This is a genomic window from Sulfuricystis multivorans (assembly GCF_003966565.1).
Taxonomy (GTDB): Bacteria; Pseudomonadota; Gammaproteobacteria; order Burkholderiales; family Rhodocyclaceae; genus Sulfuricystis; species Sulfuricystis multivorans.
In genome coordinates this window covers 96,298-113,450 of the sequence record NZ_AP018718.1, presented here as the reverse complement: position 1 = coordinate 113,450, position 17,153 = coordinate 96,298, and the positions used below count along the sequence as shown (strand labels likewise).

Here is a 17,153-nt window from a genome sequence, read left to right as displayed (position 1 = left end):
GGAGAAGAGAAAGCCATGCACGAGCACATTTTCAAACGTTTCGACACCGAGCTCGACGATATCCGTGCCCGCATCACCCAGATGGGCGGGCTGGTCGAAGAGCAAATGCGCGCTGCGCTGAACGCGCTCGACGGCGAGGATCGCGAGCTCGTCGATCTGGTCATTGCCCGCGATGCCGGGGTCGACCAGATGGAGGTCTCCATCGACGCCGCCTGCGCCCACATCATCGCGCGCCGTCAGCCCACGGCGGTCGACCTGCGTATGATCATGGCGGTGAGCAAGATCGTCACCGACCTGGAGCGGATCGGCGACGAAGTGAAAAAAATCGCCAAGGGCGTGCGCAAGGTCTTCGACCAAGGCATGAGCGGCTGTCTGACTCAGGTCACCGAAATCCGCTACCTCGGCGAGCGCGTCCAGGGCATGCTGCACGACGTGCTCGACGCCTTCGTGCGCGTCGATGATCGCGCCGCGCTGACGATCATCGCTCGCGACAAGGAAATCGACGAAAGTTTCCGTTCCATCGTGCGCCAGATGATCACCTACATGATGGAAGACCCGCGTACGATCAGCACTGCGCTCGACATCATCTTCATCGCCCGCTCGGTGGAACGCATCGGCGATCATGTCAAGAACATCGCCCGCGACGTGATCTTCATCGCCCGTGGCGAAGACGTGCGTCACACCCCATTGGGCAAGATGGGAACTGCGGAGCAAGATGGGCAATGAGCAGCCGGCCGCGCATTCTGGTCGTCGAGGACGAAATCGCCATCCAGGCGCTGTTGCGCTATTCGCTGGAACAGGCCGCTTTCGAGGTCGTCGTCGTCGGCACTGCCGAGGCCGCGCTCGAAGAGATCCGCCAGCGCCTGCCGACCTTGGTGTTGCTCGACCTGATGTTGCCGGGCATGTCGGGCAATGCGTTGGCAAAACGCCTGCGCGCCGAGGCGCGCACGCGCGAGCTGCCGATCATCATGGTCACCGCGCGTGCCGAGGAGTCCGACCGTGTCGAGGGCCTCGACCTCGGCGCCGACGATTACGTCAGCAAGCCGTTCTCGCCGAAGGAGCTGATCGCACGCATCCGTGCGGTGCTCCGGCGCCGCGCCCCGCATTTCGCCGGTGATCCGGTCGAGATCGGGCCGCTCAAGCTCGACCCGGGCGCGCGCACCGTCAGCTGTAATGGCCAGCCCGTTGCGCTGGGACCGACCGAATTCGATCTGCTGCTTTATCTGATGACCCACCCGAACCGGGCGCTCACCCGCGACCAGCTGCTGAACGCGTTACGCGGCGACCATCGCTTCCTCGAAGACCGCACCATCGACGTCTATATCCGCCGTCTGCGCGCCGGACTGGGTCCGGCGAGCGAAGCGCTGATCGAGACGGTGCGCGGGGTCGGCTACAAGTTGACGAGCCCGACGCGATGAGCGCCACTGGCGTGGCGTGGTTGTTGCTCGCCGCTGCCTGCGCCTTGGCGATTGCCCTCGCTCGCGAGCTCCGCCAACGCAGCGCGCTGCGCGATTGGCTCATCGCACCCGAATTGCACCCGCTGCCCGATGGCCGCGGCATCTGGGGCGAAATCTCTTCCCGCCTGCTCGCGCAACACAAACAGCAACGGCAGCGACTGCAAGAACTGGGCAACGCGCTAGAACGCTTCCGCCTTGCGGTCCAGGCACTCCCCGATGGCGTCATCCTGCTCGATGGAGAAATGCGCATCGAATGGCTCAACGAAGCAGCCTGTCGCCATTTCGCCCTCGACGCGACGCGCGATCCCGGCACGCAGATTACCCAATTGATCCGCCTAAGCGAATTCCAGCAGCTGAGCGAGCATTACCGCGTGCAGCGACGCCAACAGCCAGCCGCGCTCTTGCGCATGGATGGCAACGGCAGCGAACGCGTGCTGTCGGTAATGCTCGTGCCTTTTTCCGACAGCGGCACGCTGCTCGTCTCGACCGATGTCACCGAACAGGTGCGCAGCGAGGCCATGCGCCGGGACTTCATCGCCAACGTCTCACACGAGCTGCGCACGCCATTGACCGTGATCAGCGGCTTTCTCGAACAATTCGACACTCAAGACCCGCCCAGCGGCGAGACGGCGCGCACCTTCATCCGTCTGATGGCCGAGCAGGCCGCTCGCATGAATCGTCTGATCAATGATCTGCTGACACTCTCGCGCCTCGAAAGCAGCGACCGGCCGTTGCGCGAAGAAGTCGTGGATATCCCGGCGCTGCTCGCAGCGCTGCGCGACGAAGCGCTGGCGCTGTCCGGCCAGCGCCATGAGATCATCATCGCCGCGACTTCGGCCGGCAAGCTCGTCGGCTGCAGCGAGGAAATCCGCAGCGCCTTCGGTAATCTGGTCTTCAACGCCGTGCGCTACACGCCGTCCGGCGGCAGGATCACGCTGGACTGGCGCATCGTCGATGGCCAGCCCACCTTCGCCGTCATCGATACCGGCATCGGTATCCCGGCGGAGCACATTCCCCGTCTGACCGAACGTTTCTACCGCGTCGATAAGGGCCGCGCCACGGCCTCGGGCGGCACTGGCCTTGGACTGGCGATCGTCAAGCACGTGCTCGCGCGCCACGGCGGCAAACTCGAGATCCGTTCGACGCCCAATCGCGGCAGCACGTTTTCCTGCCGCTTCCCTGCCGAACGGCGGGTCTGACAGCGAGGGCATGCGGCGCAAGGCAGCGGTAACGGCAATCTACATCCATCGCGGCACTATTGCGCTGGTTGTATTCCGAGCTCGAGCAGATCGCCGTCGGTAGCGATCTTTCCAGCAGGGGCAAAGTGGCGGTTGCCCAGTTGCAAGATGATATTTTCCCGGCTGCGCCTCGCGAGCTCGCCACGGGCGCTTTGGCGGCTCTCGAGCGCACCCAGCACGCGCAGCTCGGCCACGAGCCGGCGCTCAGCGGCGATGGCACGCAGACACTGCCAGAAGGTTATTTCGCCGTCGTAGGCGGGCGCTCGGCTCGGCTTGCCGCGGTGATCGGCATAGCCGAGCGCGAGGGGAATGACGGGCGTTTCGGCCTCGATCGCCGCCTGGAACAACGCGGCGCGGAAGGGCAGCACGCAGTCGCCAGCCGTCGTCGTGCCTTCGGGAAACACGGCGACATGAATGCCGCGCTTTAAGCTTTCGACCATGGCCTCGATGGTGCGACGCGCCGAAGTGCGCGAGCCACGCTCGAGAAAGAGCGTTTCGGTGCGTGCGCACAGCCAGCCGATCAGCGGCCAGTCTTTCACCTCGGCTTTTGCCACGAAGGCAGCCGGCGTGAGGGCATTGATGACGAAGATGTCGAGCCAGGAGATGTGGTTGCAGACGATCAGCCCAGGCGGGGGTACCGTGTCGCCAGCGCCGAGTTTGACGCCGAGTATTTCCAGCAGCTGACGCGACCAGCGCCGTTTCAACGCGCGCCGCCAGCGCTCATCGAGCCACGGATAAGCTACGGCGACCGTCGCTGCTCCCCAGCAAAGATGAAGCCCGACGCGGGTGATGCGAAACGCCGCGCGTAGCTCGCGGAGCATGGCTTTCACACCTTTCGCTCGACGAAGTGGCGGGCGTAACGCGCATTGACACGACTCATCGGCAACAGCAGCAACAAATCGGCGGTGTTGAAATCCGGATCCCAGGCCGGTTCGCCACACACCCAGGCGCCGGCGCGCAGATAGCCCTTGATCAAGGGCGGCACGTCCGGATGTGGCGAAGCCCAGATGCGCTCGAGCGGCAAGGGGTGGCGGGGAAAGACGCGATACTCGGGCGGCGCTTCGTGCGCGGTGAGCGCGTGGTAGATGCCCACCGCGTTGTGGCCGCCATCCTGCATGCCGATGCTGGCGCAGCCGATCAGGTATTCGTAGCCGTTGTCGACCATGTAGCGCGCCAGGCCCGACCACAGCAGCGCGATCGTCGCGCCGGTGCGGTATTCCGGGTCGATGCAGGAACGGCCGACTTCGACGATGCGCGGGCGCAGATGCGTAAGCCGCGTCAGATCGAACTCGTTTTCCGAGTAGTAGCTGCCGACCCGGCGCGCCGCCAACGGCGAAAGGATGCGATAGGTGCCGACGATCCGTCCGTTGGCTTCGTCGCGCACGATCAGATGCTCGCAGTAGGCATCGTAGAAATCCTGGTCGACGCCGGGGATGCGCGTCGGCAGCGTGGCGCCGAGCTCCTCGGCAAAGACACGCCAGCGCAGCTTTTGCGCGGCGAGGATTTCGGAGGGGGAGCTCGCCAGGCCGACGTGCAGTTTGACGCGCGCGGGGCGTAGCAGAGCTGCCTGTTCGTCTCTTTCATTCCGGGTCTCCATTGGCCGGTCTCCTTGTCAGTGTGTTGGGCAACGGCACTGTAGGAAAACGGCGTTACGGAAATTTGACTCGGCAGTGACGCCGCGATGACATGAGTCGCTGCGAAATGAAATATCGCCGTCACATGCGCGCGCGAAGATGTGTCAATGCGTTCAATGCGTGTGCTGATGATCTCCGACGTGTTTTTTCCCCGCATCAATGGCGTGGCGACGTCGATCGAGTCCTTCCGGCAGGCGCTCGCGGCGGAAGGCATCACGATCAGTCTCATCGCGCCGGCGTACCCCAAGCCCCACCTCGATGACGAGCACATTTTTCGCGTGCCGGCGCACCGGGTGCCCTTCGATCCCGAAGACCGGCTGATGCTGCCTTGGCGCCTGCGGCAGGCGCTGAAGCGGGCTCCCGCGGTCGACCTGGTGCACGTCCAAACCCCCTTCGCTGCCCACTACGCCGGATTGTCCCATGCGCGCAGGCATGGCCTGCCCTGCATCGCCACCTATCACACCCATTTCGAGGAATACCTCCACAACTACCTACCGGCATTGCCGCAAGGCGCACTGCGCGCCTTCGCGCGCCGACTCGCGCGTCGCCAGTGCAATGCGCTCGATGCCGTCGTCGTTCCGTCCCAGGCGATGCACGAGACGCTACGCAGCTATGGTGTGACCGCGCCGCTGCATCGCGTGCCGACCGGCATCCCCGTCGAGCATTTCAGCACCGGCTGCCGTACTGGCAGCGCCGGCTTTCGCGCCCGCTTCGCCATACCTGCCACAGCGCCAGTGGCCTTGTTCGTCGGTCGCACGGCACATGAAAAGAACATCGGCTTCCTGCTCGATGCCATGCCGCATGCGCTTGAACGGCGGCCGGAGCTGATCCTGGTCATCGCCGGCGAAGGCCCCGCCTTGCCGGCCTTGCAACGTCAGGCGGCGGCCTTGGGCATCACGCGGAACGTGCGCTTCGTCGGCTATCTCGACCGACGCAGCGAATTGCCGGCCTGCTACGCAGCAGCAGACGTCTTCGTGTTCGCCTCGCGCACCGAGACGCAGGGTCTGGTGTTACTCGAAGCGATGGCGGCCGGCCTGCCGGTGCTGGCCTTTTCCGCGCTGGGCACGCGCGAGATCGTCGAGCCGCGCCGCGGTGCTCTGCCGGCACCCCAGGAGGCCCCAGCCTTCGGCACGACGCTGGCCGCGTTGATCGACGATCCTCAGCGCCGCGAGGCAATGGGGCGCGCGGCGCGCAGCTTCGCCAACGAATGGACCACTACGGCCTGCGCCCGTCGACTGGCCGAGGTCTATCGCACGGTGCTGGAAACCCGCAGGGTGGCCGACAAAGCCATTGTCACCATTCCGTCATGATTCTTTCATCTTCGCGTCGCATCCGCCCGGCAAGCTGCTGGCTATGCGAGTACGCAGCATCTTCCTCTCGGACATCCACCTCGGCACGCGTGGCTGCCAGGCCGACAGCCTGATCGCTTTCTTGCGCCACTACGAGGCCGAGCAGCTGTTCCTGCTCGGCGACATCGTCGATTTCTGGGCGATGAGGCGCGGCATCCATTGGAGCGCTGCGCAGAACACCGTAGTGCAAAAGCTGCTGCGCCGCGCTCGGCATGGCGAGAAGGTGATGCTGATTCCCGGCAACCATGACGAAGCCTTGCGCGAATATGTCGGCGCTCGTTTCGGCGACATCCAGTTGGCGGCCGAACATGTGCACGAAACCGCCGACGGCCGGCGGCTGCTGCTTTTGCATGGCGATGAGTTCGATCAGGTCACTCGCCATCACCGCTGGATCGCGCTGCTCGGCGACATTGGCTACAACGCGCTGGTGCGAATGAACGCCGGGCTTTCCTGGTTGCGGCGCAGCCTGCGCATCCCGGGCTATTGGTCGCTGGCCGGTTATGCCAAACGGCGCATCAAGCGTGCGGTCTCCTTCATCTGCGATTACGAGGATGCCGTCATCCGCACGGTGCGCAGCCGCGGTCTCGACGGCATCATCTGCGGCCATATCCATAGCGCCGCGCTGTGCGAAAGGGATGGCGTGCTCTACGTCAATTGCGGCGACTGGGTCGATAGCTGCACCGCGATCGTCGAGCATCTCGATGGCGCGCTCGAGCTGATCGAATGGCGCCACGTCGGGACGAACGTCGTGCCCTTGCGGACAGCGGCCTGATGAGCGCCCGCAAGCTCCGCCTCGCGCTCGTCAGCGAAACCTTTCCGCCCGAAGTCAATGGCGTGGCGATGACGCTTGGGCGGCTGGCCGAGGGTCTGCGCAGCCGCGGCCATGCCGTAAGCATCGTGCGGCCGCGCCAGAAGGATGAGGTGAGCGCAACGTTGCCGGATGGCGGGCTACTGGTGCCGGGACTGCCGATTCCGCGCTATCCCGAACTGCGCTTCGGCCTGCCGGCGGCTCGGCGCCTCATCTCGCTGTGGCGTACAGCCATGCCGGATGTCGTGCATGTCGCCACCGAAGGGCCGCTCGGCCATTCGGCGCTCGCGGCGGCGCGACGGCTTGGCATTCCGACGATTTCCAGCTTCCACACCAACTTCCACAGCTACAGCCGGCACTACGGCATCGGCTGGCTGCAGCGCGGCATCGAATCCTACTTACGCTGGTTCCACAATCGCACGGCCATGATCCTGGTGCCGACGGCCAGTCTCGCCATGGCGCTCGGCCAAGCGGGATTTGGCAATGTGCGGGTGCTCTCGCGCGGTGTGGACACACGGTTGTTTTCACCGGCACGCCGCTCGCCGCTGCTGCGCCTGGAATGGGGAGCGCGTCCGGATGCGCCGGTTTGTCTGGTCGTCAGCCGGCTGGCGCCGGAAAAGAATCTGGCGCTGGCATTCAAGGCCTTCACGGCGATCCGCCAAGAATGGCCGCAAGCACGTATGGTCTGTGTCGGCGATGGCCCGGCCGCACTCGCCTTGGCACGCCGCTATCCGGATGTCCTGTTCTGCGGCATGCGAACCGGCGAAGACCTTGCCACACATTACGCCAGCGCCGATCTGTTTCTCTTTCCCAGCCTGACCGAGACCTTTGGCAACGTCGTAGCCGAGTCACTGGCGAGCGGCCTGCCGGTGGTCGCCTTCGACCATGCCGCCGCCGGCGAGCTTATCGTCGAAGGCGTCAATGGCTGGCTCGTCAAGCCCGGCGATACAGTCGGCTTCATCGCCGCCAGCCGCGAAGCCGTGCGACGGCTCACCCGCAACGGCATCGATCGCGCTGGCTGTGCCGCCAGCGTGCGCCACCTGAGCTGGAACAGCGTCGTCGAGCGTTACGAAACGATGCTCATCGATGCGGTCGAGCACCGTTTCGACGCTGCGGATGCCGTCCTGCCAGCGCCGACTTTTGAAATCTAGGCCACACCAGCGTCGTGCGCCTGCAGCTCGGCGTGATAGCTCGAGCGCACCAGCGGCGCACAGGCAGCATGGGTGAAGCCCATCTTCTCCGCCTCGTCCGCATACATCCTGAACAGTTCGGGATGCACATAGCGCACGACCGGCAGATGATGGCTCGATGGCGCGAGATACTGGCCGATGGTCAGCATCTCGACGTCGTGGGCGCGTAAGTCGCGCATCACCGCGAGGATCTCCTCGTCGCTCTCGCCCAGGCCCACCATCAGCCCGGACTTGGTTGGAATGTGCGGCAGGCGACGCTTGAATGCCTGCAAGAGCTGCAACGAGTGCGCATAGTCGGCCCCGGGACGGGCCTGCTTGTAGAGGCGTGGGACGGTCTCCAGGTTGTGGTTCATCACATCCGGCGGATCATGAGCGAGGATGTCGAGCGCGATTGCCAGCCGGCCGCGAAAGTCCGGCACCAGTATCTCGATCTTGGTTTCAGGTGTGGCAGCGCGGATCGCGCGGATGCAGGCGGCGAAATGCCCCGCGCCGCCATCGCGCAGATCGTCGCGGTCGACACTGGTGATCACCACATAGCGAAGCTTCATCGCCGCGATCGTGGCAGCGAGCTTTGCCGGCTCCTCGGGGTCGGGCGGGGCCGGCACGCCGTGGCCGACGTCGCAAAACGGGCAGCGGCGCGTGCACAGATCGCCTAGGATCATGAAAGTGGCGGTGCCCTTGCCGAAGCATTCGCCGATGTTCGGGCAGGTGGCCTCTTCGCAGACCGTGTGCAGGCCGTGGCTGCGCAGGATCGCCTTCACCGCCCCGAAGCGCGCCGCGGAATTGCCGGCCTTGACGCGGATCCAGTCGGGTTTTTTCAGCGGCTCGGCGGCCGGCACGATCTTGATCGGGATGCGTGCGGTCTTGGCTGCGCCCTTCTGCTTCATAGTTTCTCCTCAAGCTGTGCGAGCAGTTTAACGCCGACCGTTGCCACGTCCGCAGCAGGGGCGAACGCGGCGAGCTGCGTCACCGCCATGCCGGGATAGCCGCACGGGTTGATCGCTTCAAAGGGCGATAAATCCATCGCGACGTTGACCGCCAGGCCGTGATAGCAGCAGCCGTTTTTGATCTTCAACCCCAGCGCGGCGATCTTCGCACCGCCGACATAAACACCCGGTCTGCCTTCCAGCCGTTCTGCGGCGATGCCGTAACCGGCGAGAAGATCGATCGCCGCCTGCTCCATGCGATGGACCAGCGTCTTCACGGAAAGACCCCGGCGCTTCAAGTCGAGCAGCAGGTAGCAGACGAGCTGGCCGGGACCGTGGTAGGTGATCTGTCCGCCGCGGTCGATCTTCACCACGGGAATGCCGACGTCGCGCAACAGGTGCTCCGGTTTGCCGGCCAGGCCGAGGGTAAATACCGGAGGGTGCTCGCACAGCCAGAGCTCGTCTGGGGTCGCCGGGCCCCGCCGGGCAGTGAAGGCCTGCATCGCGCGCCAGGTCGGCTCATACTCGACTAGGCCGAGCCGGCGCACTACAAGACGATTTTCACCCACGGGTGGGAGGTCAGTTCGCGATACAGCGCATCGAGCTGCGGCCTGGAGGTCGCGCGGATGACGCAGGTGATGGAAAGATAATGGCCGGCCCGCGAGGGGCGCATCTCGACCGTGGCGGCATCGAAGTCGGGTGCATGCTTCATCACCACCTCGACGACGGTCTGTGCGAAGCCCTCGCGCGTTGCGCCCATCACCTTGATCGGGAAGTCGCAGGGGAACTCGAGCAGCGTTTCCTGTTCAGTCATCGCCACGCATCACCGTCCGCTTGAAATCCTGATACCAGCGATACATCCGCCGGAACGCCGGCCCAGGCTTGCCTGCCGTGTTGGAGCCGCCGATTTTGCGGCCGTCGAGCTCGACGATCGCCAGCACTTCCTTGGTCGAGGAGGTAAGCCACAGCTCGTCGGCGGCACGCACTTCAGCATCGGAGATGTCGCGCACCTCGACTGGCAGCCCATGCCGGGCGGCGAGTTCGAGCACGACGTCGTAGGTGATGCCGGGCAGCATCAGGTGGTTCTTCTGCGGGGCGAGCAGCGTGCCGTTCCGGACGACGAAGATGTTCGAGGCGGCGCCTTCGGTGAGGATGCCGTCGCGGAACATCACCGTCTCGGCGCAACCGGCGTCATAAGCCATCTGGCGCAACAGGCAGTTGGCCAGCAGTGAAGTCGCCTTGACATGACAGCGCAGCCAGCGGAAATCGGCGGCGGAGACAGCGGCCACACCCGATTCGACCTGCTCGGCACTGGGTATGACGAGGGGTTCGACGAGGCCGAATACCGTGGGGGTGACGACTTCGGGAAACGCATGGTTGCGAATTGTCATCGGCCCGCGCGTGACTTGCAGATAGACCGACTGGTCGTCCCAGTCGGCAGCCTGGCTGAGGCGCGCGACGATGGCGCGCCATTTTTCGCGCCCGAGTGGATTGTCGAGCCGAATCGCGTCGAGGCTCCGTTGCAGCCGATCCAGATGCTCGTCGAGCCTAAACGGCCGGCGCGAATAGACCGGGACGACTTCATAGACGCCGTCGCCGAACAGGAAGCCGCGATCCATCGGCGAGACTTTCGCCTCGGCCAGTGGCATAAATTCGCCGTTCAGATAACAGAGCGTCATTTCTGGAAGTAGAGCTTGAGGGCATCCCAAGCCCGACCGAAAAAGCCGGCCACCGGCACATCGGTAAGCGCGATGAGCGGGTGTTCGCCCCAGGACTGGCCATCGACGGTGAGCTTCAGCGTGGCGACCACATCGCCCTGCTTGACGGGGGCGAGCAGTGGCTGTTTGCTCACCACCTCGACCTTGATGCGCTCTGGGTTGCTCGCCACGCCTTTCGGCAGCGACAGCACGAAATCCTGCGCGAAGCCGGCGCCGACGGTGTTCTGCTGGCCCTTGAACACCTTGAGCTGGGTCAGCGCCTGGCCCTTGTCGTAGAGCTTGACCGCATCGAAGGCGCGTGCGCCGTAATGCAGCAACGCCAGCGTTTCCTGTACCCGTGCGTTGTCGGAAGCGGTGCCGACGACTACGGTGGTCAGCCGCCGCACGCCGTCGAAACGCGAGGCGACCAGACAGAAGCCTGCCGATTCGGTATGCCCGGTTTTGACGCCATCGATTGCCGGGTCGAGCCACAGCAGGCGGTTGCGGTTGGGCTGTCTGATCTTGTTCCAGGTGAACTCCTTTACCGCATAGCGCTTGTATTCCTCGGGGAAATCGCGGATCAGCGCGGTAGTCAGCCGCGCCAGATCGACCACGGTGGTGTAGTGCGCCGGATCGGGCAGGCCGGTGGCGTTGACGAAATGCGTGTTGGTCAGACCGAGCCGCTTCGCTTCGGCATTCATCAGCTCGGCGAAGGCCTCCTCGCTGCCGGCAACGGCTTCGGCGAGCGCGATCGAGGCGTCGTTGCCCGACTGGATCACCATGCCATCGATGAGCGCACCCACGGTGACCTGCTGGTCAGGCGCGATGAACATCCGCGAGCCCGGCGCCTTCCAGGCTTTGACTGACACCGGCACGATCTGGTCGCGCTTGAGCTTGCCGTCGCGCAGCGCGCCATAGACGACATAGCTCGTCATGATCTTGGTCAGCGAGGCCGGCTCGACCTTCATCTCGGGATTCTGGGCGGCGAGGATCTGGCCGGTGGTCTGGTCCATCAGCAGCCAGGCGCGCGCGGCCAGCGGCGGGGGCGGTTCGCTCGTCTGGGCGAAGGCGTTCAGGCAAAACAGGGAAAGCAGCAGGAGAAGAAAACGCATGGAGATTCACCGGTGAGATTTCGAAAAAGTATACCTTGCCACCCGTGATGGCTATTTCACGAGCATGCTGGGCAGATCGAAGGCGAGTTTCAGCCGTTCGGCGATGCGGCGCGCGGCGGCTTCATCCAGCCAGGGGCCGAGCTGCAGCCGATGCAGATTACCCGCGCTTCTGATCACCAGCTTGTCGCCCAGCTCGCCGAGATCGCGATACAGCTTGGCCTTCAGCGCTTCGGCATTGTCGCGGCTGGCGAAAGCGCCAAGCTGCAGATAGTGGCCCCCCTTTTCGACGACGTCGCGCAGCTCGGCCTGCGACTGCTGCGGAGGACTCGCGCTGGCGGCGCCAAGCGCGATCGGCTCCGCGGCAGGCGCGGTTTCCGCCCGGGCGAATGGCGCGCCTGTGCTTTCGGGAAGCACGCTCTCGACGAGGACCCGGCCGCTGCCGTCATCGACGAGACCGAGCTTCCAGGCCGCAACGTAAGAAAGATCGATCAGGCGATCGTGCAGGAAGGGGCCACGATCGATGATGCGCACCACGACCGATTTGCCGAAATCGGGCCCGGCGTCGATCCGGGTGACGCGCGCATAGGAGGGAATCGGCAGCGTCGGATGCGCGGCGGTCATCGCGAACATGTCGTAAGGTTCGCCGCTCGAGGTCTTCTGGCCGTGGTAACGCCGGCCATACCAGCTCGCCACGCCTTGCTGCCGGTAGCCGGTGGCATCGGCAAGCGGCACGTAATCGCGGCCGAACACTGAATAAGGCCGGTTGGCGAAGCGGTTGAGCGGTTCAGGCTTGGGCACGGCATCGGGGATCGCCGCCAGATCGATCGAATGGTCGAGCGGCCCATCGTCGAGATAGTAACCCCCACCCTGCGGCGTTGCGGCCGGTTTCCGCTCGCCCGAACTCGGCGCTGGCGGAAATGAAGTCGTTCCGCCGGGCGCCGACTCACTACGAAAAGTCGGCGCTGGCGGGGCGGCACCCGCGGCGGTTGTCTGCACGGCAGGCTTGGGCGGCTGACCGCCACAGGCGGCGAGCAGTAGCGACAAGGATAGCAGGATGATCCGGTTCATTTCTGCACCAGCATACGATTCTTTTGGATCGACATCAGAATGCCCATCGCGATGCCGAGCGTGACCAGTGCGGTGCCGCCATAGCTGACGAACGGCAGCGGCACGCCGACCACGGGCAGGATGCCCGACACCATCCCCATATTGACGAAGGCATAGGTGAAGAAGATCAGCGTCAGCGCGCCGGCCAGAAGGCGCGTGAACAACGTCGGTGCCGCGAGCGCGATCTGCAGGCCGCGGCCGATCAGCAGCAGGTAGAGGATCAACAGCGCGGCATTGCCGGTCAGACCAAACTCTTCCGACCAGACGGCGAAGATGAAGTCGGTATGGCGCTCCGGAATGAAGTCGAGCTGGGATTGCGTGCCTTGTCCCCAGCCCTTGCCGAAGAGGCCACCCGAACCGATTGCGATCATCGACTGGATGATGTGGAAGCCTTTGCCAAGCGGGTCCTGTTGCGGATCGAGCAGCATCAGAACGCGTTGCCGCTGATAGTCGTGGAGCAAATTCCAGGCAAACGGCGCGGCGGCGGCAGCCAGCCCCAGCAGGCCGAGCATCACCTTCCAGGACAGGCCGGCGAGGAAGATCACGTAAAAGCCGGCGGCGAACACCAGCACCGCGGTACCCAGATCGGGCTGGCGCGCGATCAATGCCACCGGCATCACGAGCAACAGCGTGGCGATGAACCAATCGCGCCAGACGAGCAGGCCCTCGCGTTTCTGGAAATACCAGGCGAGCATCAACGGCATCGCGATCTTCATCAGCTCCGAGGGCTGGATGCGCATGAAACCCAGGCTGAGCCAGCGCCGCGCGCCTTTCGAGACGTCGCCGAACAATGCCACGGCGATCAACAGCAACAGCCCGAGCACATAGATCGGCAACGCGATGTGCATCAACCGCTGCGGCGGCACCTGGGCGACGATGCGCATCACCGCCAACGCCACGCCGAGATTGAGCCAATGGGCACTGAGCCGTTCCGGCGCGGCGCTGGCCAAAGCGACCGTGGCGAGGATCAACAACAGCACGCTGAAGCCGAACAGCGGCCCATCGAGTGGGGCGACGAGCATCTGCCAGTATCGGCGCACGCTCATTCGGGATCCGCCTCCACCGCGGCCTCGTCGGTCGGCGCCATGCCCTTGGGCAGCTTGCCGAGCAGGTAATAGTCGAGCACCTGGCGCGCAATCGGCGCGGCGGCCTGGGCGCCGAAGCCGCCGTTTTCGACCAGCACCGCCAGCGCGATCTTCGGCTGATCGGCCGGCGCGAAGGCGATGAACAGCGCATGGTCGCGCAACTGCGCCTTCATGGTCTCCGTCTTGTGCTCGGCACCCTTGTAAGAGAACACCTGCGCCGTGCCGGTCTTGCCGGCCGCCACGTACTCCGCCCCGGCGAAAGCGCGCGCACCCGTGCCCTCTTTGGTGACGCCGATCATCGCGCGCTTGATCACGTCGATGTGCTCCTGCTTCCAGGGCAGTTTCCTGATCGGCTGCGGCTCGATGAAACGCTTTTCGCCGGTCTTCGTGTCGGTGATGTATTTGACGAGGTGCGGGCGGAACATCACGCCATCGTTGGCGAGCGTGGCCACCGCCTGGGCGAGCTGGATCGGCGTGTAGGCGTTGTAACCCTGGCCGATGCCGATCGAAATCGTCTCGCCGGCATACCACTTTTGCTGCTCGGGCTTTTTGAAGCGCTTCTTCTTCCAGGCTGGCGACGGCAGCACGCCTTCGGACTCGCCCTCGATGTCGATGCCGGTCTTGCTGCCCAGACCCAGCGGCCCCATGAAGGCGGCGATCGCGTCGATACCCATGTCGTTGGCGAGCAGGTAGTAGTAGGTGTCGCAGGAGACGACGATCGACTTGTACATATCCACCATGCCGTGGCCGCCCTTCTTGTCGTCGCGGAAGAAATGGCCGCCGAAATTGAATCCGCCCGGATCCATGATCGCCTGTTCTGGCCGGCGTTTGCCGTAGTGGAGCGCGGCCAGCGCCATGAACGGCTTGAAAGTCGAGCCGGGTGGATAGGCGCCGTTGAGCGCACGGTTGACCATTGGCTTGTCCGCCGCTTCGTTGAGCGCCTGCCAGTCGGCCGCGGAGATGCCATCGACGAACAGGTTCGGATCATAGTTCGGCACCGAGACCAGCGCGAGAACGCCGCCGGTGGACGGTTCGATCGCGATCAGCGCGCCGCGACGATCGCCGAAGGCCTGCTCGGCGACTTCCTGCAGCTTGGCGTCCAGCGTCAGCGTCAGGTTGTTGCCCGGCACCGGCGCGACGCGCGAGAGCGTCCGTACCGCGCGGCCGCCGGCATCGACCTCGACCTGCTCGAAGCCGGTTTGCCCGTGCAGCTCGAATTCATAGTGCTGCTCCAGACCAGATTTGCCGAAATAATCGGTGCCACGGTAATTGGCTTCCTGGTCATTCTCGGCGATCCGCTCCAGATCGCGGTCGGTGACGCGGCCGATATAGCCGAGCACATGGGAAGCGAAGGCGCCTTTCGGATACTGGCGGAACAGGCGTGCCTTGATGTCGACGCCGCGAAAGCGATAGCGGCGGGCGATGAACTTCGCCACCTCCTCGTCGGTCAGGCGCGTGCGGATCGGCAGCGACTCGAAGCGCTTACTCTCTTCCATCAGCTTCCTGAAACGCTTGCGGTCTTTCGGCTCGATGGTGATGAATTCCGCCAGAGCGTCGATCGTCGCCTCGAGATCGCTGACCTGCGAAGGCGTGATCTCCAGCGTATAGGCGGAGTAGTTTCTCGCCAACACTTCGCCGTTGCGATCGACGATCAAGCCCCGGTTGGGCACGATCGGTACCAGCGAGATGCGGTTGTCCTCGGCGCGCGTCTTGTAGTAATCGTGCTGGATCACCTGCAGCCAGAAGAAACGGCCGAACAAGAGGACGAAGCAGACGATCACCAGGCCGCCTGCGCTGGCTATGCGGCGGTTGAACTGTTCCAGCCCCTCCTGTGCGTCCTTGATTCTCATCAGATGGGTCTGGTCTCATCGCGGTCGACTGGCTGATACTGCGGCAGCAGCAGCACGAAGCTTGCCGGATACCAGAGCAGCGCGGCGGTGAAGCTCGACAGGAAGTAACCGAGGCCGGGAAACTCGGCGCCGGTGGCAAGACGGATCAAGAGCATCACGAGCTGCGTGCCGAGCAGCATCGGCAACACGTGCAGTGCCTGCTGGGCGAGCGGAAACCAGAGCACACGGCGCGACCAGCCGGCGGCGAAGAAGGCGAGCAGCACATAGGCGAATGCATGCTGACCCATCACGGCCGCATCGGCGACATCCATCGCCAGCCCGAAGCAGAAGGCCGCCGCCATGCCGACCTTCAACGGTTGATGGATGCACCAGAAGGCGAGCACCAGCGCCACCCAGTCGGGCACGCCGGGCAGGCGGCCGAGGGGGATCAGGTTCAGCAAAGCCGCCACCAGCAATGACAGGTAGATGAACCAGGTGCGTGCCGGCAGCAAAATGCGCCGCGAGGAATGGGTAGGCTGGATCATCCTAAAAACCCCAGTTGACCGCTCCTGAAGGCAAAAAATGCCTGAGAAGATCGAAAGATGTCTCACTGATTCTGCTCACCGGAGAGGTGACCCCGCTACGCACCCCCTGGTACGCGCCGACGGGCGCCTGGCTTTGTTGCTCCTCCTTGCAGGCATGAGCCTGCTGCGTCGTCGCGTCGCGCCATCCGCCCGCCGGCACGTACCATCGGGCGCGTCCAACTGAGGTTTTTAGGATCATTGGCCTCGTGTCTTGCGACCTTTGCCAGTCTTGGGAAGTTCCTCGGTCCGCTCTTCGGGCAGCGGCGGCGCGGCACGCGAGCCTAGCACCAGCACCTGGCCCTGGCGCTCGACGCCGGCGATCGGTACGCATTCGATGCGCGCGAACGCGAAGGAGTTGTCGCGATCGATCTTCGTCACGCGCGCCACTGGCAGACCCGGTAGAAAGATGCCGTCGAGTCCGGAAGTGACGAGCAGATCGTCGGCCTGCACATCGGCATTCATCGGCAAAAACTTCAATTCCAAGAGGCCGTTGCCGGCGCCGGCCAGCACGGCGCGCAGACCATTGCGCTGCACCTGCACCGGAATGGCCTGGTTCTTGTCGGTCAGCAGGGTCACCTCGCTGGTCAAAGGGAAAACGCGCGTCACCTGGCCGATCACGCCGACCTCGTCGATCACCGGCTGGCCGGCCTCGATGCCATGCGTCATGCCGCGGTCGATGACGATGCGGCGGGAAAACGGGTCACGCGCCGCATAGAGGATTTCGGCGGCCTGGGCAGGCGCGTCCAGCCGCTCGCGCATGTCGAGCAAAGCGCGCAGGCGACGGTTTTCCTGGTCCAGATGCGCCTGGCGCAACAGCTGATTGGCCTGCATGATCTGGCGCGCGCGCAGTTCCTCGTTTTCTTTTTTCAGCCGTGCCAGGTCGGCGAGATAAGTGCCTGCCTCGCCAGCGCCCTCGACCGGCAGCATGACGGCTTTCTGCAAAGGCCAAAGCAGCGCCGCGACCGCGGCGCGCGCCGGTTCGAGCATTTTGAAGCGCAAATCGGCGACCATCGCCGCCACGGATAGCGCGAGGAAAAAGGCCAACCGCACCAGGGGCGCCGGCCCGCGCTTGAAAAATGGTGGAGGCGAATGACCCGCGACGGACATCAAGACTGCATTTCTCCCCCGGTGGTTCAA

Annotated in this window: 18 protein-coding genes; 6 read left to right on the top strand and 12 right to left on the bottom strand. The window is 64.5% G+C overall.

Features of this window, described 5'->3' with window-relative positions:
• Positions 1-15: 15 nt before the first annotated feature.
• The 3 genes from phoU to phoR are packed head-to-tail and all read left to right on the top strand — an operon-like array spanning position 16 to position 2,656.
• A complete protein-coding gene (gene phoU, locus EL335_RS00565; RefSeq protein ID WP_126443747.1) occupies positions 16-726 on the top strand; it encodes a phosphate signaling complex protein PhoU in 711 nt (236 codons plus the stop codon).
• Positions 723-1,418 (top strand): response regulator, encoded by a 696-nt coding sequence (locus EL335_RS00560; RefSeq protein WP_126443746.1) that lies wholly within the window; start codon positions 723-725, stop codon positions 1,416-1,418. The genes phoU and EL335_RS00560 overlap by 4 nt, the downstream gene beginning before the upstream one ends.
• Positions 1,415-2,656 carry a phosphate regulon sensor histidine kinase PhoR gene (gene phoR, locus EL335_RS00555; RefSeq protein WP_126443745.1) on the top strand — a complete coding sequence of 414 codons (1,242 nt, stop codon included), beginning with the start codon at positions 1,415-1,417 and terminating at the stop codon, positions 2,654-2,656. The genes EL335_RS00560 and phoR overlap by 4 nt, the downstream gene beginning before the upstream one ends.
• A gap of 56 nt (positions 2,657-2,712) precedes the next feature.
• Here the strand turns inward: phoR and EL335_RS00550 are convergent, their stop codons facing one another.
• Together EL335_RS00550 and EL335_RS00545 are read right to left on the bottom strand one after the other, a co-directional pair.
• Entirely contained in the window at positions 2,713-3,516 is an 804-nt protein-coding gene (locus tag EL335_RS00550) for a lysophospholipid acyltransferase family protein (RefSeq protein WP_126447562.1), read from the bottom strand.
• A 5-nt stretch (positions 3,517-3,521) separates the two neighbouring features.
• A complete protein-coding gene (locus EL335_RS00545; RefSeq protein ID WP_126443744.1) occupies positions 3,522-4,292 on the bottom strand; it encodes a GNAT family N-acetyltransferase in 771 nt (256 codons plus the stop codon).
• Between the two features lie 144 nt (positions 4,293-4,436).
• Between EL335_RS00545 and EL335_RS00540 the strand changes: the two genes are divergently transcribed.
• Genes EL335_RS00540 through EL335_RS00530 form a run of 3 tightly spaced genes read left to right on the top strand, consistent with a single transcriptional unit; the run spans position 4,437 to position 7,637 of the window.
• Entirely contained in the window at positions 4,437-5,639 is a 1,203-nt protein-coding gene (locus EL335_RS00540) for a glycosyltransferase (protein ID WP_284155386.1), read from the top strand.
• A 43-nt stretch (positions 5,640-5,682) separates the two neighbouring features.
• Positions 5,683-6,450, top strand: coding sequence for a UDP-2,3-diacylglucosamine diphosphatase (locus EL335_RS00535; RefSeq protein WP_126447558.1), 768 nt, complete (start codon positions 5,683-5,685; stop codon positions 6,448-6,450).
• Positions 6,450-7,637, top strand: a complete 1,188-nt coding sequence (locus EL335_RS00530) for a glycosyltransferase family 4 protein (protein ID WP_126443743.1) — start codon at positions 6,450-6,452, stop codon at positions 7,635-7,637. The genes EL335_RS00535 and EL335_RS00530 overlap by 1 nt, the downstream gene beginning before the upstream one ends.
• Here the strand turns inward: EL335_RS00530 and lipA are convergent.
• The 10 genes from lipA to mreC all read right to left on the bottom strand — a co-directional run bounded on the left by lipA (position 7,634) and on the right by mreC (position 17,123).
• Entirely contained in the window at positions 7,634-8,563 is a 930-nt protein-coding gene (gene lipA / locus EL335_RS00525; RefSeq protein ID WP_126443742.1) for a lipoyl synthase, read from the bottom strand. The genes EL335_RS00530 and lipA overlap by 4 nt on opposite strands.
• Positions 8,560-9,171, bottom strand: coding sequence for a lipoyl(octanoyl) transferase LipB (lipB, locus tag EL335_RS00520; protein WP_126443741.1), 612 nt, complete (start codon positions 9,169-9,171; stop codon positions 8,560-8,562). The genes lipA and lipB overlap by 4 nt, the downstream gene beginning before the upstream one ends.
• Positions 9,150-9,416: a YbeD family protein gene (locus EL335_RS00515; protein ID WP_126443740.1), complete on the bottom strand. Its 267-nt coding sequence runs from the start codon at positions 9,414-9,416 to the stop codon at positions 9,150-9,152. The genes lipB and EL335_RS00515 overlap by 22 nt, the downstream gene beginning before the upstream one ends.
• Positions 9,409-10,281, bottom strand: coding sequence for a D-amino acid aminotransferase (locus tag EL335_RS00510; protein WP_126443739.1), 873 nt, complete (start codon positions 10,279-10,281; stop codon positions 9,409-9,411). Before EL335_RS00510 ends, EL335_RS00515 begins: the two co-directional genes overlap by 8 nt.
• A complete protein-coding gene (locus EL335_RS00505; RefSeq protein ID WP_126443738.1) occupies positions 10,278-11,411 on the bottom strand; it encodes a D-alanyl-D-alanine carboxypeptidase family protein in 1,134 nt (377 codons plus the stop codon). Before EL335_RS00505 ends, EL335_RS00510 begins: the two co-directional genes overlap by 4 nt.
• 51 nt (positions 11,412-11,462) lie before the next feature.
• Entirely contained in the window at positions 11,463-12,479 is a 1,017-nt protein-coding gene (locus tag EL335_RS00500; RefSeq protein ID WP_126443737.1) for a septal ring lytic transglycosylase RlpA family protein, read from the bottom strand.
• Positions 12,476-13,564, bottom strand: a complete 1,089-nt coding sequence (rodA, locus tag EL335_RS00495; RefSeq protein ID WP_126443736.1) for a rod shape-determining protein RodA — start codon at positions 13,562-13,564, stop codon at positions 12,476-12,478. Before rodA ends, EL335_RS00500 begins: the two co-directional genes overlap by 4 nt.
• Entirely contained in the window at positions 13,561-15,453 is a 1,893-nt protein-coding gene (gene mrdA, locus EL335_RS00490; RefSeq protein WP_126443735.1) for a penicillin-binding protein 2, read from the bottom strand. Before mrdA ends, rodA begins: the two co-directional genes overlap by 4 nt.
• A complete protein-coding gene (gene mreD, locus EL335_RS00485) occupies positions 15,453-15,977 on the bottom strand; it encodes a rod shape-determining protein MreD (protein WP_284155385.1) in 525 nt (174 codons plus the stop codon). The genes mrdA and mreD overlap by 1 nt, the downstream gene beginning before the upstream one ends.
• A 234-nt stretch (positions 15,978-16,211) precedes the next feature.
• Positions 16,212-17,123, bottom strand: coding sequence for a rod shape-determining protein MreC (mreC, locus tag EL335_RS00480; RefSeq protein ID WP_126443734.1), 912 nt, complete (start codon positions 17,121-17,123; stop codon positions 16,212-16,214).
• Between the last annotated feature and the right edge of the window lie 30 nt (positions 17,124-17,153).